General features: G+C 72.2%; 19 protein-coding genes and 1 tRNA gene. 9 read left to right on the top strand and 11 right to left on the bottom strand.

Going from position 1 to position 19,477, the window contains the following annotated elements:
• Positions 1 to 36: 36 nt before the first annotated feature.
• Positions 37 to 111, bottom strand: a tRNA-Cys gene (locus ACFWNV_RS26400).
• Between the two features lie 371 nt (positions 112 to 482).
• Between ACFWNV_RS26400 and ACFWNV_RS26395 the strand changes: the two genes are divergently transcribed.
• From ACFWNV_RS26395 to ACFWNV_RS26370, 6 genes are all read left to right on the top strand, one after another.
• Entirely contained in the window at positions 483 to 1,940 is a 1,458-nt protein-coding gene (locus ACFWNV_RS26395; protein ID WP_383951796.1) for an MFS transporter, read from the top strand.
• Between the two features lie 342 nt (positions 1,941 to 2,282).
• Positions 2,283 to 2,483 carry a hypothetical protein gene (locus ACFWNV_RS26390; RefSeq protein WP_383951793.1) on the top strand — a complete coding sequence of 67 codons (201 nt, stop codon included), beginning with the start codon at positions 2,283 to 2,285 and terminating at the stop codon, positions 2,481 to 2,483.
• Positions 2,480 to 2,878 (top strand): type II toxin-antitoxin system death-on-curing family toxin, encoded by a 399-nt coding sequence (locus ACFWNV_RS26385; RefSeq protein WP_383951791.1) that lies wholly within the window; start codon positions 2,480 to 2,482, stop codon positions 2,876 to 2,878. The genes ACFWNV_RS26390 and ACFWNV_RS26385 overlap by 4 nt, the downstream gene beginning before the upstream one ends.
• A 152-nt stretch (positions 2,879 to 3,030) precedes the next feature.
• Positions 3,031 to 4,863: a DEAD/DEAH box helicase gene (locus ACFWNV_RS26380; protein ID WP_383951824.1), complete on the top strand. Its 1,833-nt coding sequence runs from the start codon at positions 3,031 to 3,033 to the stop codon at positions 4,861 to 4,863.
• Between the two features lie 404 nt (positions 4,864 to 5,267).
• Positions 5,268 to 5,909, top strand: a complete 642-nt coding sequence (locus ACFWNV_RS26375) for an IclR family transcriptional regulator (protein WP_054222485.1) — start codon at positions 5,268 to 5,270, stop codon at positions 5,907 to 5,909.
• 94 nt (positions 5,910 to 6,003) lie between these two features.
• Complete coding sequence (locus tag ACFWNV_RS26370) at positions 6,004 to 6,801, top strand: S16 family serine protease (protein WP_383951787.1); 798 nt, start codon at positions 6,004 to 6,006, stop codon at positions 6,799 to 6,801.
• Here ACFWNV_RS26370 and ACFWNV_RS26365 read toward each other — a convergent pair.
• The 8 genes from ACFWNV_RS26365 to ACFWNV_RS26330 all read right to left on the bottom strand — a co-directional run bounded on the left by ACFWNV_RS26365 (position 6,731) and on the right by ACFWNV_RS26330 (position 13,327).
• Entirely contained in the window at positions 6,731 to 8,026 is a 1,296-nt protein-coding gene (locus ACFWNV_RS26365; protein ID WP_383951784.1) for an MFS transporter, read from the bottom strand. The genes ACFWNV_RS26370 and ACFWNV_RS26365 overlap by 71 nt on opposite strands.
• A complete protein-coding gene (locus ACFWNV_RS26360) occupies positions 8,023 to 8,277 on the bottom strand; it encodes a hypothetical protein (protein ID WP_383951781.1) in 255 nt (84 codons plus the stop codon). Before ACFWNV_RS26360 ends, ACFWNV_RS26365 begins: the two co-directional genes overlap by 4 nt.
• A 37-nt stretch (positions 8,278 to 8,314) precedes the next feature.
• The gene (locus tag ACFWNV_RS26355) at positions 8,315 to 8,911 is read right to left on the bottom strand and encodes an ArsR/SmtB family transcription factor (RefSeq protein ID WP_383951778.1); all 597 of its coding nucleotides are present in this window, start codon (positions 8,909 to 8,911) and stop codon (positions 8,315 to 8,317) included.
• A 77-nt stretch (positions 8,912 to 8,988) separates the two neighbouring features.
• The gene (locus ACFWNV_RS26350; RefSeq protein WP_383951775.1) at positions 8,989 to 9,981 is read right to left on the bottom strand and encodes a glycine betaine ABC transporter substrate-binding protein; all 993 of its coding nucleotides are present in this window, start codon (positions 9,979 to 9,981) and stop codon (positions 8,989 to 8,991) included.
• Positions 9,982 to 10,848 carry an ABC transporter permease gene (locus ACFWNV_RS26345; protein ID WP_383951772.1) on the bottom strand — a complete coding sequence of 289 codons (867 nt, stop codon included), beginning with the start codon at positions 10,846 to 10,848 and terminating at the stop codon, positions 9,982 to 9,984.
• The gene (locus ACFWNV_RS26340) at positions 10,845 to 12,056 is read right to left on the bottom strand and encodes a betaine/proline/choline family ABC transporter ATP-binding protein (protein WP_383951822.1); all 1,212 of its coding nucleotides are present in this window, start codon (positions 12,054 to 12,056) and stop codon (positions 10,845 to 10,847) included. The genes ACFWNV_RS26345 and ACFWNV_RS26340 overlap by 4 nt, the downstream gene beginning before the upstream one ends.
• A 121-nt stretch (positions 12,057 to 12,177) precedes the next feature.
• Positions 12,178 to 12,825 carry an ABC transporter permease gene (locus ACFWNV_RS26335; RefSeq protein WP_383951769.1) on the bottom strand — a complete coding sequence of 216 codons (648 nt, stop codon included), beginning with the start codon at positions 12,823 to 12,825 and terminating at the stop codon, positions 12,178 to 12,180.
• 31 nt (positions 12,826 to 12,856) lie between these two features.
• Positions 12,857 to 13,327, bottom strand: coding sequence for an Lrp/AsnC family transcriptional regulator (locus tag ACFWNV_RS26330; RefSeq protein WP_112448141.1), 471 nt, complete (start codon positions 13,325 to 13,327; stop codon positions 12,857 to 12,859).
• 133 nt (positions 13,328 to 13,460) lie between these two features.
• Between ACFWNV_RS26330 and hppD the strand changes: the two genes are divergently transcribed.
• Entirely contained in the window at positions 13,461 to 14,612 is a 1,152-nt protein-coding gene (hppD, locus tag ACFWNV_RS26325; RefSeq protein ID WP_383951766.1) for a 4-hydroxyphenylpyruvate dioxygenase, read from the top strand.
• Positions 14,613 to 14,678: 66 nt separating this feature from the next.
• On the opposite strand, the gene ACFWNV_RS26320 is transcribed toward hppD, so the two are convergent.
• Positions 14,679 to 16,172 carry a tetratricopeptide repeat protein gene (locus tag ACFWNV_RS26320; protein WP_383951763.1) on the bottom strand — a complete coding sequence of 498 codons (1,494 nt, stop codon included), beginning with the start codon at positions 16,170 to 16,172 and terminating at the stop codon, positions 14,679 to 14,681.
• Positions 16,173 to 16,268: 96 nt separating this feature from the next.
• On the opposite strand from ACFWNV_RS26320, the gene ACFWNV_RS26315 reads away from it, so the two are divergent.
• Positions 16,269 to 17,687, top strand: coding sequence for an FAD-binding oxidoreductase (locus tag ACFWNV_RS26315; RefSeq protein WP_383951760.1), 1,419 nt, complete (start codon positions 16,269 to 16,271; stop codon positions 17,685 to 17,687).
• Positions 17,688 to 17,706: 19 nt separating this feature from the next.
• Here ACFWNV_RS26315 and ACFWNV_RS26310 read toward each other — a convergent pair whose 3' ends face one another.
• Entirely contained in the window at positions 17,707 to 18,186 is a 480-nt protein-coding gene (locus ACFWNV_RS26310) for an SsgA family sporulation/cell division regulator (protein ID WP_383951758.1), read from the bottom strand.
• A gap of 299 nt (positions 18,187 to 18,485) precedes the next feature.
• On the opposite strand from ACFWNV_RS26310, the gene ACFWNV_RS26305 reads away from it, so the two are divergent.
• On the top strand, positions 18,486 to 19,477 hold a 992-nt coding region (locus tag ACFWNV_RS26305; RefSeq protein WP_383951755.1), incomplete at its 3' end, for a DUF2510 domain-containing protein.

Below are 19,477 nucleotides of genomic sequence, written 5' to 3'. Positions count from 1 at the left end.
AAGGCCGCTCAGGAATGTCCTGAGCGGCCTTCTGCATGGAAGCCGTGACCGGAATCGAACCGGCGTAACTCGCTTTGCAGGCGAGTCCCTAAACCACTCGGGCACACGGCTGGGTGGTGGTGATGGGTATGACCGTACGAGGGTGCCCGCGGGCTGGGAAGGGATGCGGGGGCGGTGCAATGTGACTGCCATGCTGCGTTCACAGTCCGGGGTGCGGAACGTGGCCCGTGCGGCCCGGCTTCGCCGCCACCACCCGGCCCCCACCCCTGCTCAGGCCTCCTTGGTGGCGTTCAGGCGGGTGATCTCGGCGGCGTAGGCGGCGGTGCGGACCGACGATGTGCCGGAGACGTACAAGCCGGTGCCGACCGAGGCCAGGGGAGGGAGAGCGGTCCTGCGCCCCGGCAGGCTTAGGACTTGAGACCGAGGCGGGATCGGTCGAAATGACAGGGTCCATACCTGGCCATGCACCTTACGCTGGGGCGATGAGCGTCCTTCCCCAGCGAGCTGCTGCACCCGCCGAGCCGATACCCGACGACCCGAAGGGCGGGATCCTCGGGCCTGCGTACCGGACGCTCAGCATCGGGATCATTTCGGTTATTTTCCTCATCGCCTTCGAGGCGACCGCCGTCGGGACCGCCATGCCCGTGGCCGCCCGGGAGCTGGACGGGATCGCGCTCTACGCCTTCGCCTTCTCCGCCTACTTCACCACCAGCCTCTTCGGGATGGTGCTGTCCGGGCAGTGGGCCGACCGGCAGGGGCCGCTGCGGCCGCTGACCGTGGGGATCGTGTCCTTCGCCGCCGGGCTGGTGTGTTCCGGGACGGCCGGGGCGATGTGGATGTTCGTGCTCGGGCGGGCCGTGCAGGGGTTCGGGGGCGGGCTGGTCATCGTCGCGCTCTACGTGGTCGTCAGCCGGGCCTACGAGGAGCGGCTGAGGCCCGCGATCATGGCGGCCTTCGCCGCGAGCTGGGTCGTGCCCTCGATCGTCGGGCCGCTGGCCGCGGGCACGGTGACCGAGCACCTCGGATGGCGCTGGGTGTTCCTCGGGATCCCCGCGCTGGTCTTCGTACCGCTGGCCGTGGCGCTGCCCGCGATCCGGCGGAGCGCCTCCGGGCCGGTGGACCCCGAGGCTCCGCCCGTGGCGTTCGACCGGCGGCGGATCCGGCTCGCCCTCGGGATCTCGGCCGGTGCGGGGCTGCTGCAGTACGCCGCCCAGGATCTGAGGTGGCTGTCGCTGGTGCCCGGGCTCGCCGGGGCCGCCCTGCTGGTGCCCGCGGTGCTCGGGCTGCTCCCGCGCGGGACCTACCGGGCGCGGCGCGGGCTGCCGTCGGTGGTGCTGCTGCGCGGTGTGGCGGCGGGGTCGTTCATCGGTGCGGAGAGCTTCGTACCGCTGATGCTGGTCACCCAGCGGGGGCTGAGCCCGACGCTGGCCGGGTTCTCGCTCGCGCTGGGCGGGGTGACCTGGGCGGCCGGCTCGTGGGTGCAGTCGCAGGGGCGGGCGGCGCCGTACCGGGAACGGCTGATGGTGCTGGGCATGATCATGGTCGCCGCGGCGATCGCCGGGGTGCCGGCGGTGCTCGTGGCATGGGTGCCGGTGTGGATCCTGGCGCTGGTGTGGGCGATGGGGTGCCTGGGAATGGGGCTCGTCATCGGCTCCACGAGCGTGCTGCTGCTGAAGCTGTCGGCGCCGGAGGAAGCGGGGGCGAACTCCGCCTCGCTCCAGATCTCGGACGCGCTGGCGAACGTGGTGCTGCTCGCTGCGGGCGGCGCGGCGTTTGCTGCGCTGGGCGGGGGCGCGGTGGGGGCGGCGCACTCCGTGGCCGAGGGGGCCGGGGCTTCGCACCCCGGTGCGTTCGTGGTGGTGTTCCTGCCGATGGCCTGCGTGGCGCTGGTGGGGGCGTGGGTGGCCACCCGGCTGGACGCGGAGCCCGTGCGGGGCTGAGGTCCGCCCGCCGCGCTGGCCGGGCCCCGGGCCCCTGCTCCTCAAGCGCCGGAGGGGCTGGATTTCGGCTCGGGTGGGCCTCCCCGGCTGAGGCGGGTGGGCCGGTGGTCCGGTGCGGCGCCGTTGCCGGGGGCCAGCCCCCGGGCCCCCGCTCCTCAAACGCCGGAGGGGCTGATTTTGGCGGGGGTCGGTTCCCGTGTGCGGCCTCAGACTCCGGCTGGCTCGTGTGGCGCCCCGGGCGTTGGCCCGGCTCGACCGGGCCCCGGGCGTCGGCCCAGCTCGACCGGGCCCCGGGTGGAAATGCGGGGGCGGCCCTCGGGTGGGGCTGGTTAGCATCCGGGGATGAGTGAGTTGATCATCGGGATGGGTGAGGCCGAGCGGGCCGAGTTGGCCGATTTGGCCGATGCCACCGGGCAGAGCGTCGAGGAGGCCGTGCTGGCTGCCGTGCGGGGCTGGGTGCGGGGGGAGCGGGAGCGGGCCGGGGGTGAGGCCGGGCGGCTGGCCGGGCGGCATGCGGGGCTGCTGCGGAGGCTCGGGGAATGAGCACCAGGTACCTGACCCTCGTAGAGGTGCTCGACCTTGCGCGGTATGCCTGTCTTGCGCAGGACCAGCCCGTCGAGCTGCGCGCCCCGGGGCTGCTGGAGTCCGCGGTGCACCGGCCGAGGGCGCGGATGTTCGGGACGGCCGCGTATGAGGACGTGTACGAGCAGGGCGCCGCGCTGCTGCACGCGATCGCGACGAACCATCCCCTCGTCGACGGGAACAAGCGCACCGCCTGGCTCGCCGCCGCCACTTTCCTCGCCCTCAACGGCGTCGATCTCGGGGATCTCGGGGATGCAGACCAAGAGGTCGCGTACGACCTGGTCATCGACGTGGCGGCGGGGAACGAGGAGGACATCGGGCGGATCGCGGAGCGGCTGCGCGCGCTGGCCCGGTGAATGTGACGCTCGCCGCACGCGCCGAGGTCACGGGCCTGTCCCTCCGCGAGGGGCGGGCCCGTGCCGGTAAGGTGGCCCGGTTGTCCTACGTACGACTGCCCGTACCGCCGGCCGTACCGATGCCCGGACCGCACGCCCGGAAGACACCCGGAATGCGTGCCCGGGACGGAAAACGCCGCCGAGAGACCGAACCGGAGACCGTGACTACTACCGCCTCCCACCACCTCTCACCCGCCTTCCCCGGCCGCGCGCCGTGGGGTACCGCCAGCGCCCTGCGAGCTTGGCAGCAGGGTGCGCTGGACCGGTACCTGGAGACCCAGCCGCGCGACTTCCTCGCCGTCGCCACCCCCGGCGCCGGCAAGACCACCTTCGCGCTGACCCTCGCGTCCTGGCTGCTGCACCACCACGTCGTGCAGCAGGTGACCGTCGTCGCGCCGACCGAGCACCTGAAGAAGCAGTGGGCGGAAGCCGCCGCCCGGATAGGGATCCGGCTGGATCCCGACTACTCCGCGGGGCCGCTCAGCAAGGACTACCACGGGGTCGCCGTCACCTACGCGGGTGTCGGCGTGCGTCCGATGCTGCACCGCAACCGGTGCGAGCAGCGCAAGACGCTGGTGATTCTCGACGAGATCCACCACGCCGGTGACTCGAAGTCCTGGGGCGAGGCCTGCCTGGAGGCCTTCGACCCGGCGACCCGGCGGCTCGCCCTCACCGGTACGCCTTTCCGGTCCGATACGAATCCCATCCCCTTCGTGGCTTATGAAGAAGGGAACGATGGAATTCGGCGGTCCTCCGCCGATTACACGTACGGCTACGGGAACGCGCTCGGGGACGGGGTCGTGCGGCCCGTCATCTTCCTTTCCTACAGCGGCAACATGCGCTGGCGCACCAAGGCGGGCGACGAGATCGCCGCGCGCCTCGGCGAGCCGATGACCAAGGACGCCATCTCGCAGGCCTGGCGCACGGCCCTCGACGCGCGCGGCGACTGGATGCCGAACGTGCTGCGCGCCGCCGACCAGCGGCTGACCGAGGTCAGGAAGGGCATCCCGGACGCGGGCGGGCTGGTCATCGCCGCCGACCAGGATTCCGCGCGCGCCTACGCCAAGCTGATCCGGGAGATCACGGGGAGCAAGGCCACCGTCGTGCTGTCCGACGACACCGGCGCCTCGAAGCGGATCGACGAGTTCGCCGCGAGCAACGACCGCTGGATGGTCGCCGTCCGCATGGTGTCCGAGGGCGTCGACGTACCCCGCCTCGCGGTCGGCGTGTACGCCACCACCATCTCGACCCCGCTGTTCTTCGCTCAGGCCGTCGGCCGCTTCGTGCGTTCGCGCCGGCGCGGCGAGACGGCCTCGGTGTTCCTGCCGACCATCCCCTACCTGCTGGGCTTCGCCAACGAGATGGAAGTCGAGCGCGACCACGTCCTCGACAAGCCTAAGAAGCAGGGCGAGGAAGACCCGTACGCCGACTCCGAGAAGGAGATGGAGGAGGCGAACAAGCAGGAGGACGAGGACACCGGCGACGAGGAGCAGATGTCCTTCGAGGCGCTGGAGTCCGACGCCGTCTTCGACCGCGTGCTGTACGACGGCGCCGAGTTCGGCATGCAGGCGCACCCGGGCAGCGAGGAGGAGCAGGACTACCTCGGCATCCCCGGGCTGCTGGAGCCCGACCAGGTGCAGATGCTGCTCCAGAAGCGGCAGTCGCGGCAGATCGCGCACAGCAAGCGCAAGCCCGACTCGGAGGCGGACCTGCTGGAGCTGCCCGCCGACCGGCGCCCGGTGGTCTCCCACAAGGAGCTGCTGGAGCTGCGGAAGTCGCTCAACACGATGGTCGGTGCGTACGTCCACCAGAGCGGCAAACCGCACGGGGTGCTCCACACCGAACTGCGCCGCGTGTGCGGCGGTCCGCCGAGCGCGGAAGCCACCGCGGGACAGCTGCGCGAGCGCATCAAGAAGGTCCAGGAGTGGGCCACCCGGATGCGGTGATTTCCTACGGAATGCGGGCCGGCGGGCGGGGGGAGTTTTGTACGGTCCCCGCCCGCCCGGGCCGCCGTAGCGGTGGCGCCGCACCCGTGGTGGGAGCCCCTGCGGGGCCGCCCGGAGCGGCCCGGGAACGCGGCGCGGGGCCAGGGGCCGAAGGTCACGAATTGGCGGCGATGCGCGTTTTCAACCGGCATAAAAGGGCAGTAGGCGCCCGGATTCTGGACGAGCCCTTCCGCTGAGCGAACCCGCTCGCTAGTGTCCCCGCATCGAACGCCCCGTGGCAACGCCGCTGCGGGAGCGCAGCCGGTGCCATGGCCGCTACCGGCGGCCTCTCCGTGCGTCGCCGAGGGACCGGCGACGCTATCCCCAGAGAGTCACCGCCGCCCACCGAAAGAGGGAGAGGCGTCGTGACCGCGGAAACCTCCCAGACTCTCGACCGAGGACTCCGAGTTCTCAAACTGCTCGCCGACACCGACCACGGTCTGACCGTCACAGAGCTCTCCAACCGCCTCGGTGTGAACCGCACCGTGGTCTACCGCCTCCTGGCCACCCTCGAACAGCACGCCCTGGTCCGCCGCGACCTCGGCGGCCGCGCCCGCGTCGGGCTCGGCGTGCTGCGCCTGGGCCGCCAGGTGCACCCGCTCGTGCGCGAGGCGGCACTGCCCGCGCTGCGCTCCCTCGCCGAGGACATAGGCGCCACCGCGCACCTGACCCTCGTGGACGGAACCGAGGCGCTGGCCGTGGCGGTCGTGGAGCCGACCTGGACGGACTACCACGTGGCCTACCGGCCCGGCTTCCGCCATCCGCTGGACCGCGGGGCAGCCGGCCGGGCCATCCTGGCCGCCCGTCAGGGCACGCTCATCGAGCCCGGGTACACGCTCACCCACGGCGAGCTCGAAGCGGGCGCCAGCGGCGCCGCGGCGCCCCTCGTGGGCATCACCGGGCTGGAGGGCAGCGTGGGCGTCGTCATGCTGGCCGACGCCGTGCCCGAGCGGGTCGGCCCGCGCGTGGTGGACGCCGCCCGCGAGGTGGCCGACGCCCTGCGCTGAGCCGCACGCGCACCACACAGGACACCGAGCCGTGTCCCCGGTCACCGGGGGCGCGGCTCGACCCGTTCGGGGGCACCCGCGCTAGATTGGCCCGGTGCTCTCTCGCCTCACACGTCTGCCGCGTCCCGCCGCCCTCGCCGTCTGCGCCGTGCCCGTGCTCGCGCTGTTCGCCGTCGCGGCCCTCGCACCGCTGCCCTTCGTGATCGCGCAGCCGGGCCTCACGGCCGACGTGCTCGGCTCCCGTGACGGCAAGCAGGTCATCAGCATCACCGGGGCCCCGACCCGCGAGACCACGGGCCAGCTGCGGATGACGACCATCCAGGCCACCGGCCCCTCCACCTCCGTCACCCTCCCCGAGCTGGTCGGCGACTGGTTCGACACCTCCCGGGCGGTCATGCCCAGGGAGTCGGTGTACCCGTCGGGCGGAAGCGACAAGGAGATCGAGGAGCACAACCTGGAGGAGATGACCAAGTCGCAGTCGACGGCCTCCCAGGCCGCGCTCGGCTACCTCCACAAGGACCCGAAGGACGTGAAGGTCGAGCTGAACCTCGCCGACGTCGGCGGTCCGAGCGCCGGACTGCTCTTCTCCCTCGGCATCGTCGACAAGCTCGACGGGAACGGCAGCGGCGGCGATCTCACCGGCGGCCGCACCATCGCCGGTACGGGCACCATCAGCGCGGACGGCGAGGTCGGCGCGGTCGGCGGGGTGGCCCTGAAGACTCAGGCCGCGCGGCGCGACGGGGCGAGCGTGTTCCTCGTACCGGCGGCGGAGTGCTCGGACGCGAAGTCCGAACTCCCCCAGGGGCTCCGGCTGGTCCCCGTCACCTCGCTGACGGGTGCGGTCGACGCGCTGCGGGCTCTGCAGAAGGGCGCATCGGTTCCGTCCTGCTGACCCGGGGGGCCGCCTCCATGCTCCGCCAGGACGGGAACACCAGCGGGGAGAGCGTGGCGAGGAAGTACACCCCGCCGAACACCAGCAGCGCCCGCGTCACCCCGAAGCCGTCGATGAGCAGCCCGGCGGCCAGTCCGCCCAGCGGCATCGTCAGCTCGCAGCCCGCCTGGGTCACGCCCGCGACCCGGCTGCGCAGCTCGTCGGGGACCTTCTCCAGCATCACGGTGGTCAGGATCGGGTTGAGCACGCCCGCGCCCAGCCCGGACAGGGCCATCGTCACCGCGAGCGGCAGCGAGGTGTCGGTGAAGGCGGCGACCACGTAGCGCGGTGCCCCGCACAGCAGGAACGCCGCGGCGAAGACGGCTCTACGGGGGAACCGCTCGCCCCAGGCTCCGTAGAGCAGGGCGCCCAGCAGCGCGAACCCGCCGAAGAGGGCGACCAGCAGGCCGAGCGCGGTGGCTCCGCCGAGGGCTTCGCGGCCGTGCACGGGCAGCAGGACCGAGGCCCAGCCCTGGTCGAGCCCGTTGGTCGTCATCACCATCACCGTGACGCCGAGCAGCAGCCGCGTGCGGGTCAGGAACCGCAAGCCCTCGGCGAGTTCCGCCCGGTAGCCGGCCAGTGAGACCTTCCCGGCGGCGCGCTGCGGCTCGGCGGCCGGTATCCCGCGCACGAAGGCGGTGACCAGCAGCGCGGAGGCGCAGAAGGTGGTGGCGTCCAGGAGCAGGACCGACTCGGCGCCGACCGTGGCGATCAGTACGCCGGCCAGCGCGGCCCCGATCATGCGGGCTCCGCGCGAGACGGCGTCGTAGAGGCTGGCGGCGCGGGCGACGGTGGTGCCGGCGTGCTCGGCGAGATGGGGGAGCAGGACGTAGCGCGCGGCCAGTCCGGGGGTGTGCACGAGGCCGCCGACGGCCATCAGCGCGCACAGCATCCAGAACTCCAGCAGCCCGGCGTAGTGCAGCAGCGGGATCGCGCCCACGGACAGCCCGCAGATCAGGTCGGAGACGGCCGAGACCCGGCGGCGCCCGAGCCGGTCGATGACCGGGCCCCCGACGAGGGCGGCCACCGCGATGGGCAGGGTGGCGCAGAAGGCGACGATCCCGGCCCGGCCGGCGCTGCCCGTGGTCTGGAGCACGAACCAGGGGACCCCGATGAGGGTCAGCGAACTTCCGGCTATCGAGATGGTGTTGGCGATCAGGACGGCGGTGAAGGGGCGACGGCTCACGCGATGCCGCCGTGCGGGTGGGAGATCCGGGTGTTGCGGGTGATGCGTGCGTGCAGGTGCGCGGGCTGGATCAGGCGGATGCCGAGCGCGATCAGGGTCTCGCCGAGCTGGTTGCGCAGGGCGGGGGCGCGCAGGCGGGGAACGGAGGAGACCTGCGGTGCGGCCTCCTGTGCGCGGCGCCAGGCGGCGGCCTCGGCGGTGCGGGTGGTGTGGGTGTCGGCGTGGATCTGGGCATGGCTGAAGGCGTGCACGGCAGGGCTCCTTCTGCGAAAGGGGGTGTGGAGGGCGCTACTTGGCGCGCCGAGGGAAGGCGTGCGTGTGGAAACGGACCGTCTCCGTGCCCTCCGAGGGCGGAAGATCGCTGTAGCTGTTGACCAAGTCGTGCATCTTGTGGACCAGTTCGCGGCTCTGTTCGGCGGTCAGCTGGAGCGCGAAGTCGCTGAGGTCCGAGGCCCGGCGCCACTCCACCGGCCAGGAGGGAGCGTCGTCCATCCAGGTGGCCAGCTCCAGGGCGTGGATCTTCGCGATCTCGGTCAGGAAGACCTCCGCGGCGCCGCGCGTGGCGGGGTCGGTGTCGTAGATAAGCGCCTCGTCGAACGAGGTGCCGTCCTGAGAGGGCCGCCACCAGCGCTCGCGGCCCTTGCCGTGCTCGGGGGCGTCCTCGACGAACCCGTACGCGGCGAGCTGGCGCAGGTGGTAGCTGGTGGACCCGCTCGACTCCCCGAGCCGCTCCGCCAGCTGCGAGGCGGTGGCGGGCCCGTGCAGGCGCAGGTCGCCCAGCAGGCGGATCCGCAGCGGGTGGGCCAGGCCGCGCAGGGAGTGCGGGTCGAGCTTGCGGACCTTCGGCTCGGCGGGCTTCTGGGAATCGGCGTTCTCGTCGGGCATGCCTCAACAGTAGAGTTGCAAAGAAGTCTGTGCAAGGATTTCTTTGCAACTACTTCTTTGCATCCCCGCTCCGACGCTCACCCCTCCTTGATGAACCCCTCCGCCACCAGCCAGTCCTTGGCCACCTCGTGCGGATCCTGCCCCTCCACGTCCACCAGGGCGTTGAGCCGCTGCGCCGTCTCCGTCGTCAGCCGCTTCGACAGGGGGTCCAGGAGGCCGGCGATCGCCGGGTACTTCTCCAGGGTCTTCGCGTGCAGCTCGGGGGCCGCGTTGTAGTTGGGGAAGAAGTGCCGGTCGTCGACGAGGGTGTCCAGGTCCATGGCCTTGATCCGGCCGTCCGTGGTGAAGGCCTCGCCCAGCAGGCAGGAATCGGACTTCGAGACCTGGGTGTAGATGATCCCGGCGTCCATCTTCTTGACGTTGCCCGCCGGGATCTCCATCCCGTACGCCTTCTCCAGCCCCGGCAGCCCGTCCTCGCGCGAGGCGAACTCGTTCTCCACGCAGACCGTCACCGCCTTCGGGTCGCGCTTCGACAGCGCCGCCACGTCCGACATGGTCTTCAGGCCGTACTTGGCGTTGTTCTTCTTGCTGATGGCCAGCGTGTAGGTGTTGTTGAGCGTGGACGGCGGCAGCCACGCCACGCCGTTCTTCACGTCCGCGTCCCGCACCGCCTTCCACTGCGCGTACGGGTCCGTGATCGGCTTGTCGTTGCCCAGGTAGGTGATCCACGCCGTGCCCGTGTACTCGTACATGGCGTCCGCGTCGCCCTGGATGATCGCCTCGCGGGCGCTGATCGAGCCGGGCAGGTTGGTGCGGTCCAGCACCTCCGCGCCGGCCGCCTTGAAGATCAGGCCGATCATCTGGCCGAGCACGATGTTCTCGCTGAAGTTCTTCGAGGTGACCGTCAGCGAGGCGCCCTTGAGGGGCAGCCCCTGGCCCACCGAGCCCGGCAGGACCTCGTCCACCATCGGGGAACCGCTCTTGAGCCCGCAGCCCGCGAGCGGCAGCCCCAGCGCCAGCAGGGCCGCGCAGGCCGTGGCCGTCCGCACGGAGAGGGAGAGCTTGTCCATCTACGCCTCCAGCCCGCGCGGGGTCAGGACCGTCTCGGCCAGCGAGGCCAGCCAGTCCACGAACAGCGCCAGCGCCACGGTCAGCACCGAGCCCAGCACCAGCACCGGCATCCGCTGCGTCTGGATCCCGGAGGTGATCAGGTCGCCCAGGCCCCCGCCGCCGCCGAAGGTGGCCAGGGTCGCGGTGCCGACGTTGAGGACGAGGGCCGTCCGGACGCCCGCCAGGATCAGCGGGACGGCCAGCGGCAGCTCCACCTTCATCAGGGTGCCCATGGAGGACATCCCGATCCCGCGCGAGGCCTCCACCAGCTGCGGGTCGATGCCGCGCAGTCCCGCGACGGTGTTGGACAGCACGGGCAGGACGGCGTAGGCGACCATGCCGATGATCGCCGTCGAGGGGCCGATGCCGAGCCAGATGACGAGCAGGGCCAGCAGTCCGATGGCCGGGGTGGCCTGCCCGATGTTGGCGATCGCGGTGACCAGCGGGGCCGCCCGGTGCAGGCCGCGGCGGGTCAGGGCGATGCCGAGGGGGATGGCGATGACCAGCACCCAGAAGGTGGAGATCGCGGTGAGCTGGATGTGCTGCCACAGCCGGAGCTGGACGTTGCCGTTCGCCAGGGAGTTCTCGGCGATCGTGTCGAGGGTGGCGTTGGTGATCCACAGGTACGTGGCCAGCAGCACCAGCGCCAGTACGATCGGCAGGGTCACCAGCCGGGCCCAGGTCAGCCGGCTCCCGGGGCGGGGCGGCGCGATGGAGGCCATGACCTCCTCGTCGGGCCCGGGATCCTCGGGATCGCGGAAGACGTGCCCCTTGAGCTCGTGCTCGCCGGGCGGGCGTTCGGGGGAGACCGGGTTCCGCGGGCTCATGAGCCCTCCGAACCGTCCCGGAGCCCCTCCAGGTCCCGTTCGGTGCGGTGGTGGCGCAGCTCCTCCAGATCGTGCGCGTGCTCGGCGGCGGTCAGCCGGTCGGCCTCCAGCATCTCGTGCACGGAGTTCATCAGGGTCTCCATGTCCACGACGCCGATGTACTCGCCGCGCCGCCCGGTGACGGCCACCCGGCCGCCGCTGTCGGTCAGTACGGCCTCCAGGGCGTCGTGCAGGGTCGCGTCCCGGGTCACCGTGTCGTGCACGAGCTGGCCCGCCCGGGCCAGGGAGCCCTTGGCGCGCATCAGGTCGCCGCGGCGCAGCCATTTGTACGGGCGGCCGCGCCGGTCCAGCATCAGGAGCTCGTTGACCTGGCCGGCCCGCAGGGTGTTGAAGATCTTCTGGAGCGGGTCGTCCACCGAGACGGTCGGGAACTCGGCGATCTCCACGTCCCGCACCCGGGTGAGGTTGAGCCGCTTGAGGGCCGCGCCCGCGCCGACGAACCCGGAGACGAAGTCGTCGGCGGGGTTGGTGAGGATCGCCTCGGGGGTGTCGAACTGCGCGATGTGCGAGCGCTCGCGCAGGACGGCGATCCGGTCGCCCAGCTTGATGGCCTCGTCGAAGTCGTGGGTGACGAAGACGATCGTCTTGTGCAGCTCGTGCTGGAGCCGGATCAGCTCGTCCTGGAGGTGGTCGCGGGTGATGGGGTCGACGGCGCCGAAGGGCTCGTCCATCAGCAGGACGGGCGGGTCGGCGGCGAGCGCCCGGGCCACGCCCACGCGCTGCTGCTGGCCGCCGGAGAGCTGGCGCGGGTAGCGGCCGTGGAACTCGCGCGGGTCCAGGCCGACCAGGTCGAGCATCTCCTCCACCCGGTCCTTCACCCGGGACTTGGACCAGCCGGTCATCTTGGGGACCAGGGCGATGTTCTCGGCGACCGTCATGTGCGGGAAGAGCCCGGAGGACTGGATCGCGTACCCGATCTTGCGGCGCAGTTTGACCGGGTCCATGTCGGTGACGTCCTCGTCGCCGATGCGGATCCGGCCGGAGGTGGGCTCGATCAGCCGGTTGATCATCTTCAGGGTGGTGGACTTCCCGCAGCCGGAGGGGCCGACGAAGACCACCAGCTCGCCCGCCTTGATCTCCATGGAGACGTCGTCGACGGAGGGGTTGGGGTTGCCGGGATAGCGCTTGGTGAGGTTCTCCAGCTGGATGGTGGCACCGGAAGCGGCTCCGGAGGCGGAGGAGGAGGAGGAGGCGGAGGCGGAGGCGGAGGAGGCGGCCGGCTGCGGGCCCCCGTCCGGCTGCGGGCTCGTCGTCGGCGCGGGCGTCGGCTCAGACACGGATTCCCCTCGGGATGGTGAGACGGCCGAGCAGGACGTACGCGGCGTCGAAGAGCAGGGCGAGGATGACGACGCCGAGCGTCCCGGCGAGGACCTGGTTGATGGCGTTGGCGCTGCCGAGCGAGGCGATCCCGCGGAAGATCTCGTTGCCCAGGCCCGGCCCGGAGGCGTAGGCGGCGATGGCCGCGATCCCCATCAGCATCTGCGTGGAGACCCGGATGCCGGTCAGGATCGGCGGCCAGGCGAGCGGCAGCTCCACCTTCAGGAGCCGGGCGCTGCGCGACATCCCGATGCCCTTGGCGGCGTCGACCAGGGCCGGGTCCACCCCGCGCAGTCCCACGATGGAGTTGCGGACGATGGGCAGCAGCCCGTACAGCGTCAGGGCGATCACGGTCGGCGCGACGCCGAGGCCGACGAGCGGGATCAGCAGGCCGATCATGGCGAGGGAGGGGATGGTCAGCACCGTGGAGGTGGAGGTGACCGCGAGGTTCCCGGCCCAGCCGCTGCGGTAGGTGAGGACCCCGATGGCGACACCGAGGGCGGTGGCGATCACCATGCACTGGAAGACGGCGCTGGCGTGCTGGAAGGCGTCGGTGAGGAGCTGCTGGTGGCGGTTGGACACGTAGGACCAGAAGCTCACGCCACGTCACCCCATCCGTCGTTGCCGCACGTCAGTCGTCCTCGGCCGCCTGTTCGACCAGGGGAATGATCCGCAAGGGTACGGGATTCTCCATGACAATCGCGGTCGAAGCCCTCACGATCCCATCAAATGCGACAACACGGTCGATCACCCGCTGGAGATCCGCGTTGGAGCGGGCCACGAGCCGGCAGAGCATGTCCCCGTGCCCGGTCGTCGTGTGCAGCTCCAGCACCTCCGGCACCCCGTCCAAGTGGGCCCGTACGTCCGCGCCTTGGCCCTGTTTGATCTCCAGCGTGGCGAAGGCCGTCACCGGGTACCCCAGGGCCGCCGGATCCACCTGGGGACCGAACCCCCGGATGACTCCGTTCGACTGAAGCCGGTCCAGCCGGGCCTGCGCGGTACCGCGCGCCACGCCGAGCCGGCGCGAGACCTCCAGAACCCCGATCCGGGGCTCGCGGGCGAGCAGGACGATGAGCCGGCCGTCGAGTTCGTCGATTCCCATGGCTGCCTCCGGGGCGGTCGGTCGGTGGTCATAGTGCACAGATATTCCAGCCATGGTGGTCCGTGACTGGTCAGTCTGTACAGCAGAAATGGAAACTATTGCGCAGCTTGTGGAACGGCGGGACTCTGCGGTCATGACTGAGACCCAGCCGCTCGACACCGCACCGCTCACCGCCGCCAAGGCCGATCCCTTCCCGGTCAAGGGCATGGACGCGGTCGTCTTCGCCGTAGGCAACGCCAAGCAGGCCGCGCACTACTACTCGACCGCCTTCGGCATGAAGCTCGTCGCCTACTCCGGACCGGAGAACGGCACGCGCGAGACGGCCAGCTACGTCCTGACCAACGGCGCGGCGCGGTTCGTCCTCACCTCGGTCATCAAGGCCTCCACCGACCGCGGCCGCTTCCTCGCCGAGCACGTCGCCGACCACGGCGACGGCGTCGTCGACCTCGCGATCGAGGTCCCCGACGTCAAGGCGGCCTACGCCTACGCCGTCGAGCACGGCGCCCGCGGCCTGGACGAGCCGTACGAGCTCACCGACGAGCACGGCACCGTACGGCTGGCGGCGATCGCCACCTACGGCCAGACCCGCCACACCCTGGTCGAGCGCGGCGACTACACCGGCCCCTACCTGCCCGGCTTCGTCTCCGTCGCCCCGATGGTGGAGCCCCCGGCCAAGCGCACCTTCCAGGCCATCGACCACTGCGTGGGCAACGTCGAGCTCGGCCGGATGAACGAGTGGGTGGCCTTCTACAACAAGGTCATGGGCTTCACGAACATGAAGGAGTTCGTGGGCGACGACATCGCGACCGAGTACTCGGCGCTGATGTCGAAGGTCGTCGCGGACGGCACCCTGAAGGTGAAGTTCCCGATCAACGAGCCGGCGATCGCGAAGAAGAAGTCGCAGATCGACGAGTACCTGGAGTTCTACGGCGGCGCCGGAGTCCAGCACATCGCGCTCGCGACCAACGACATCGTCCGCACGGTACGGGCCATGCGCGCGGCCGGCGTGGAGTTCCTGAACACCCCGGACTCCTACTACGACACCCTCGGCGAGTGGGCGGGCGAGACCCGGGTCCCCGTCGAGATCCTGCGCGAGCTGAAGATCCTCGTCGACCGCGACGAGGACGGCTACCTGCTGCAGATCTTCACCAAGCCGGTCCAGGACCGCCCGACCGTCTTCTTCGAGATGATCGAGCGACACGGCTCGATGGGCTTCGGCAAGGGCAACTTCAAGGCCCTCTTCGAGGCGATCGAGCGCGAGCAGGAGAAGCGGGGCAACCTCTAGCGGGTCGCGGGAACACGAACGCCGGCGGGCCTGGATCCTCCAGCCCCGCCGGCGTTCGGAGCGTCCCTACGGCTTCGGCTTCGGCTTCGTCGACGGCTTGGCGGCCTTCGGGAGTTCCGGGGCCACCCACGGGGTGGTGGGCTGCATGTTTTCCGGGCCGCCCGCCGGGGGCTTGCCGATGGCCGCCAGGGCCGCCTTCGCCAGCGGGGCCCGGACCGGCGAGAACCGCGGGTTGGTGCGCAACGCCTCCTCCAGGTGCCGCCGCGCCCCCGCCTCGTCGCCCAGGCCGCGCTCGATCAGCGCCCGGTGGTACGAGTACTCCGACAGTCGCAGCCCCTGCTCCGTGGCCTTCTTCGCGTACTCCAGCGCCGCCGTGTCGTCGCCCGTCTTGTGCAGGGCCCAGCCCAGCGCGTCCGCCACCGGCAGGCTCTTGTGCCGGGCCCACTCCGCCGTGAGGCGCCGTACGGCCGCCGACGGGTCGCCGTGGTCCGCCTCGAACCGGCCCAGCAGCAGCTCCTCGTTCACCCCGCTCCGGGCGGCCTGCGCCGGGAGCCCGCCGTACACCGCCCTCGCCTCCTCGCCCCGGCCCAGCGACTCCAGCAGCTCGCCCAGCTCCAGGGACAGCGACGGCACCGCGGCCCGGCCCAGCGCCAGCCGGTAGTCCCGTACGGCCTCACCGCCCCGGCCCAGCGCCGCCAGCACCCGCGCCCGCCCGCCCAGCGCCGCCGCCTGGCCCGGATCGGTGCGCAGCGCGGCCTCGTACTGCTTCAGCGCCTCCGCGTCGTCCCCGCGCTCCCAGGCCAGCTCCCCGAGCCGGAACAGCACGTACGCCTTCTCCGCCGGCGCCTTCGCCGCGCCCCCCGCGTGCTCCATGGACATCGTCGCGTCCTCGCGCCAGCCGCGGTCCCGGTACACCTGCGAGGCCTTCATGAAGGCCGCCAGCCCCGGCCGCAGGTCCACCAGGCTCTCCATCGCCTTCTCCGCCGCCTTGTAGTCCCCGAGCCCGCCGTAGGCGTCCACGAGCACCGGGTACGCCGTCCACCGCTTCGGCGCCTGCGCCCGTACGAGCTCGCCCCACTTCTTCCCGGTCCCGAAGTCCCGCCGGGCGTTGGCCAGCGTGCCCATGCCCGTCATCGCGTCGAAGTTGCCCTTCTCGGCCGGGCGCAGCTCCAGCGAGCGCTTCAGCGCGCCCTCCGCCTTCGGGTACCAGGCGGGATCGGCCGTCCGCCGGGCCTGCTCCAGATAGGCCTGGCCCAGCACCGCCCACGAGGCCTCGTCCTCCGGGTGCTCCGCGACCCACTTCTCCCGGTCGCCGACCAGCGCCGACAGGTCCACCGCCGCCACCGGAGCACCCATGCCCACCGCCGCGCGGGCCCGCTCGCTGGGCCCCGGCGGGCGCGCGTCGTCGCCGGTGCGGGCCGGCCGGATCAGCAGGGCCCCGGCGATCAGGACCACCAGGGCCGCAGCCGCCACGAGCGTCTTGCGGCCGGTGAAGGTCACGGGCGGGGCAGCCTGCTGCTGCCTCTCCTGGGAGACGGATGCGTCGCGCATAGGGTCCATGGGGTCACTGTGCGTCAATATGAAGAGCTGGCCGCGGTGTCCGAAGAGCGTCGCGGGCGTGTTCACACCGATGGCCCCGGGTGCCACGCTGGTCCCATGGCTGACGATGTTGACAACGCTGACAATGCTGACGATGTTGATGGTCGGGCGCGCGAGCTCCACGCACTGCTCCTGGAAGGCCTGCCGCCCGAGGCCCTGCTGACGGACCCCCAGGTGACCGCCTCCTACGCCACCGACATGGCGAGCTTCTGCGCGGCCGGCACCCCGGCCGCGGTGGTCCTGCCCCGGACCGCCGAACAGGTGCAGCACGTGATGCGCACCGCCCACGCGCTCCGCGTGCCCGTGGTGCCCCAGGGCGCCCGTACCGGCCTGTCGGGCGCGGCCAACGCCTCCGACGGCTGCATCGTGCTGTCCCTCGTGAAGATGGACCGGATCCTGGAGATCGACACCGTCGACCGGATCGCCGTCGTCGAACCGGGCGTCGTCAACGCCGTCCTCTCGCGCGCCGTCGCCGAGCGCGGCCTGCACTACCCGCCGGACCCCTCCAGCTGGGAGCAGTGCACCATCGGCGGGAACATCGGCACCGCCGCCGGCGGTCTGTGCTGCGTCAAGTACGGGGTCACCGCCGAGTACGTCCTCGGCCTCGACGTGGTCCTCGCCGACGGCAGGCTCCTGCAGACCGGCCGGCGCACCGCCAAGGGCGTCGCGGGGTACGACCTCACCCGCCTGTTCGTCGGCTCCGAGGGCAGCCTCGGCGTCGTCGTCCGGGCCGTCCTCGCCCTGCGCCCGGCCCCGCCCCGCCAGCTCGCGCTCGCCGCCGAGTTCCCCTCCGCCGCGGCCGCCTGCGCAGCCGTCTGCGCCGTCATGGAGGCCGGACTGACGCCCTCGCTGCTGGAGCTGATGGACCGTACGACCGTCCGCGCCGTCAACGCCCTGGGCAAGATGGGCCTGCCCGACACCACCGAGGCCCTACTGCTCGCCGCCTTCGACACCCCGCACGCGCCCGAGGACCTGGCCGCGGTGGGAGCGCTGTGCACCGCCGCCGGGGCGAGCGCCGTCGTACCGGCCGAGGACGCCGCGGAGTCCGAACTGCTCCTCCAGGCCCGCCGGATGGCGCTGCCCGCCCTGGAGGCCCTGCGGCCCGCGACGATGATCGACGACGTGTGCGTACCGCGGACCCGGCTCGCCGAGATGCTGGAGGGGACCGCCGCCATCGCCCGTACGCACGACCTGCTCATCGGGGTCTGCGCGCACGCCGGCGACGGGAACACGCACCCCATCGTCTGCTTCGATCCCGCCGACGAGGACGAGACCCGGCGGGCCCGCGCCTCCTTCGAGGAGATCATGGCGCTGGGGCTCGAACTGGGCGGCACCATCACGGGGGAGCACGGGGTCGGCGTCCTGAAGAAGGAGTGGCTCGCCCGCGAACTCGGCCCGGTGGGCCTGGAGATGCAGCGCGCCGTCAAGCACGCCTTCGACCCGGAGGGGCTGCTCAACCCGGGCAAGCTCTTCTGAGTCACAGCTCTCCGTGGCGTCACAGCTCCCCGTCCGCCGACTCGTCCGACGGCCACGGGTCGCGCATCCACAGCTCGTCGGCCGGCGTCGGGGTGAGCAGCTCGGCCAGCGCCGCGTCCAGGCCGAGCCGGTCCGCCTCGGTGCCCGGCGGCACGATCCGCAGGGTCCGCTCCAGCCAGGCCGACACCGACACGGCGGGGGCCTCCAGCAGGGCGTCGCCGTCGGGGGAGCTCAGCGCCATGCACAGGACGGCCTGCTGGCCGACCTTCGTGGGCCAGATCCGCACGTCGCCGTGGCCGCACGGGCGGAACACCCCCTCGACCAGCAGCTCGCGGGCGAAGGTCCAGTTCACCGGGGTGCTGGAGCCGGTGTGGAAGGTGATGTGCACGGCGTACGGGTCGTCCGTCAGGTACAGCAGGCGGGCGGGGACGGGGACGCTGCGCTCGGGGGACAGGACCAGCTTCAGTTCCAGCTCGCGCTCGACGACGGGGTGGTGCATGGCGGCCTCACTTCGGTACGGGGTGCGTGTTCGGGCGGTGCGCGGGGGCCTTGCGGCGGCCCACACCCGGAGAGAGCGCCGAAGTGCCCGGGTATGACGCGACTTCGCGAGACACATCGAGGATTGGCCGAAATCAATCGGCTGACCGAAATCATCCGTACGGGGCCGGGTTCGCCGGGGTTCGCGCCAGGGTTCGCCCGAACGCTTGGATTCTCCCGTTACCGGACCTGCCGGGGGGCGGTTCTTGGCTATGGTCCACCCCTGCAAGAAGCCTCAAGCCACGATCGGAGTTGGGGACATTGACGGCCTCCCCTGGTGACGGCGAGCACGCGGCCCGCGAGGGCTACTACCCCGATCCGTCCATCCCCGGGTACGTCAGGTTCTGGAACGGCCTGAACTGGGTTCCCGGTACGAGCCGCCCCGCGGCCCCTGCCGACGAGACGGGTCCGGTGTTCCTCGACCAGACGGGGGTGAGCGAGGCGCTGCGCGAGCCGGAACACCGGCCGCAGCCCCGCCCGGCACCGGACCCTGCCCCCGCACCGGCGCCGGCCCCCGCGGCCTGGCCGGAGCCCGCCGGTTCCGTGGCGGCGCCGGCCGCGCGGTCGGAGCTGGAGTCCTGGTCGGAGTCGGTCTCGCGGTCGGACTTCGCGCCCTGGCCGGAGCCCGCGGCGGAGTCGGGGCCGGAGTCCGCGGCCGGGGCCGTGTCCGGAGCCGGGGCCGTGGAATGGCAGGCCGATCCGCTGCACCAGTCAGGATTCGGCGGGCCGCGCGACCACCGGGTCTCCTGGGGCCACGAGGAGGAGGCCGCCGCCGCCCGCCCCGGCGGGATCTCCCTGGCCCGCACGTCGGTACCGGCTCCGACTCCGCACCAGGCGCCGGCCCAGGCCCACGCCCAGGTCCAGGCCCCGGCCCACGCCCAGGCATCGGCCCCGGCCCACGCCCAGGCCTCTGCCCACCGCTCGGCGCCGGTCCAGGCGCATGCCCAGGCCTCGTCGCAGCCGCAGGCGCCCGCCCCGGCCCACCGCTCGGCGTCCGCCCCGGCCCGGCACCCGGCTCCGGCTCTGTCCCCCGTGTCCGCCGCCCTGCCCGCGCAGGGGTCCGGCTCCGCCGCCCCGGGCGGCCTCGGCATCCTGTCGGCGCCCTCCCCGGTCGCCGCCCACGCCCCGGCCCAGGCCCCCGCCCCCCTGTGGCCCGCCGCCCCGGGTTCGCCCGGCCCGGACCCGGAGCCCGCGGAGCGCGTGCGCCGCGCGGAGCGCCCGGCGCCGGCCGCGCAGGCCGCCCCGGCGGAGCC

Origin of the sequence: Streptomyces sp. NPDC058401 (genome assembly GCF_042722885.1) — a bacterium.
GTDB lineage: Bacteria > Actinomycetota > Actinomycetes > Streptomycetales > Streptomycetaceae > Streptomyces.
The sequence above is the reverse complement of the archived record's forward strand: the minus strand, read 5'-3'. Positions and strand labels throughout refer to the sequence as shown.

Coding starts and splice junctions, on each gene's coding strand:
- ACFWNV_RS26380 (WP_383951824.1), top strand. CDS start 3,031: ATGCGTGCCCGGGACGGAAAACGCCGCCGAGAGACCGAACCGGAGACC.
- ACFWNV_RS26315 (WP_383951760.1), top strand. CDS start 16,269: ATGGCTGACGATGTTGACAACGCTGACAATGCTGACGATGTTGATGGT.
- hppD (WP_383951766.1), top strand. CDS start 13,461: ATGACTGAGACCCAGCCGCTCGACACCGCACCGCTCACCGCCGCCAAG.
- ACFWNV_RS26350 (WP_383951775.1), bottom strand. CDS start 9,981: ATGGACAAGCTCTCCCTCTCCGTGCGGACGGCCACGGCCTGCGCGGCC.
- ACFWNV_RS26395 (WP_383951796.1), top strand. CDS start 483: ATGAGCGTCCTTCCCCAGCGAGCTGCTGCACCCGCCGAGCCGATACCC.
- ACFWNV_RS26385 (WP_383951791.1), top strand. CDS start 2,480: ATGAGCACCAGGTACCTGACCCTCGTAGAGGTGCTCGACCTTGCGCGG.
- ACFWNV_RS26330 (WP_112448141.1), bottom strand. CDS start 13,327: ATGGGAATCGACGAACTCGACGGCCGGCTCATCGTCCTGCTCGCCCGC.
- ACFWNV_RS26345 (WP_383951772.1), bottom strand. CDS start 10,848: ATGAGCCCGCGGAACCCGGTCTCCCCCGAACGCCCGCCCGGCGAGCAC.
- ACFWNV_RS26310 (WP_383951758.1), bottom strand. CDS start 18,186: ATGCACCACCCCGTCGTCGAGCGCGAGCTGGAACTGAAGCTGGTCCTG.
- ACFWNV_RS26355 (WP_383951778.1), bottom strand. CDS start 8,911: ATGCCCGACGAGAACGCCGATTCCCAGAAGCCCGCCGAGCCGAAGGTC.
- ACFWNV_RS26320 (WP_383951763.1), bottom strand. CDS start 16,172: ATGGACCCTATGCGCGACGCATCCGTCTCCCAGGAGAGGCAGCAGCAG.
- ACFWNV_RS26390 (WP_383951793.1), top strand. CDS start 2,283: ATGAGTGAGTTGATCATCGGGATGGGTGAGGCCGAGCGGGCCGAGTTG.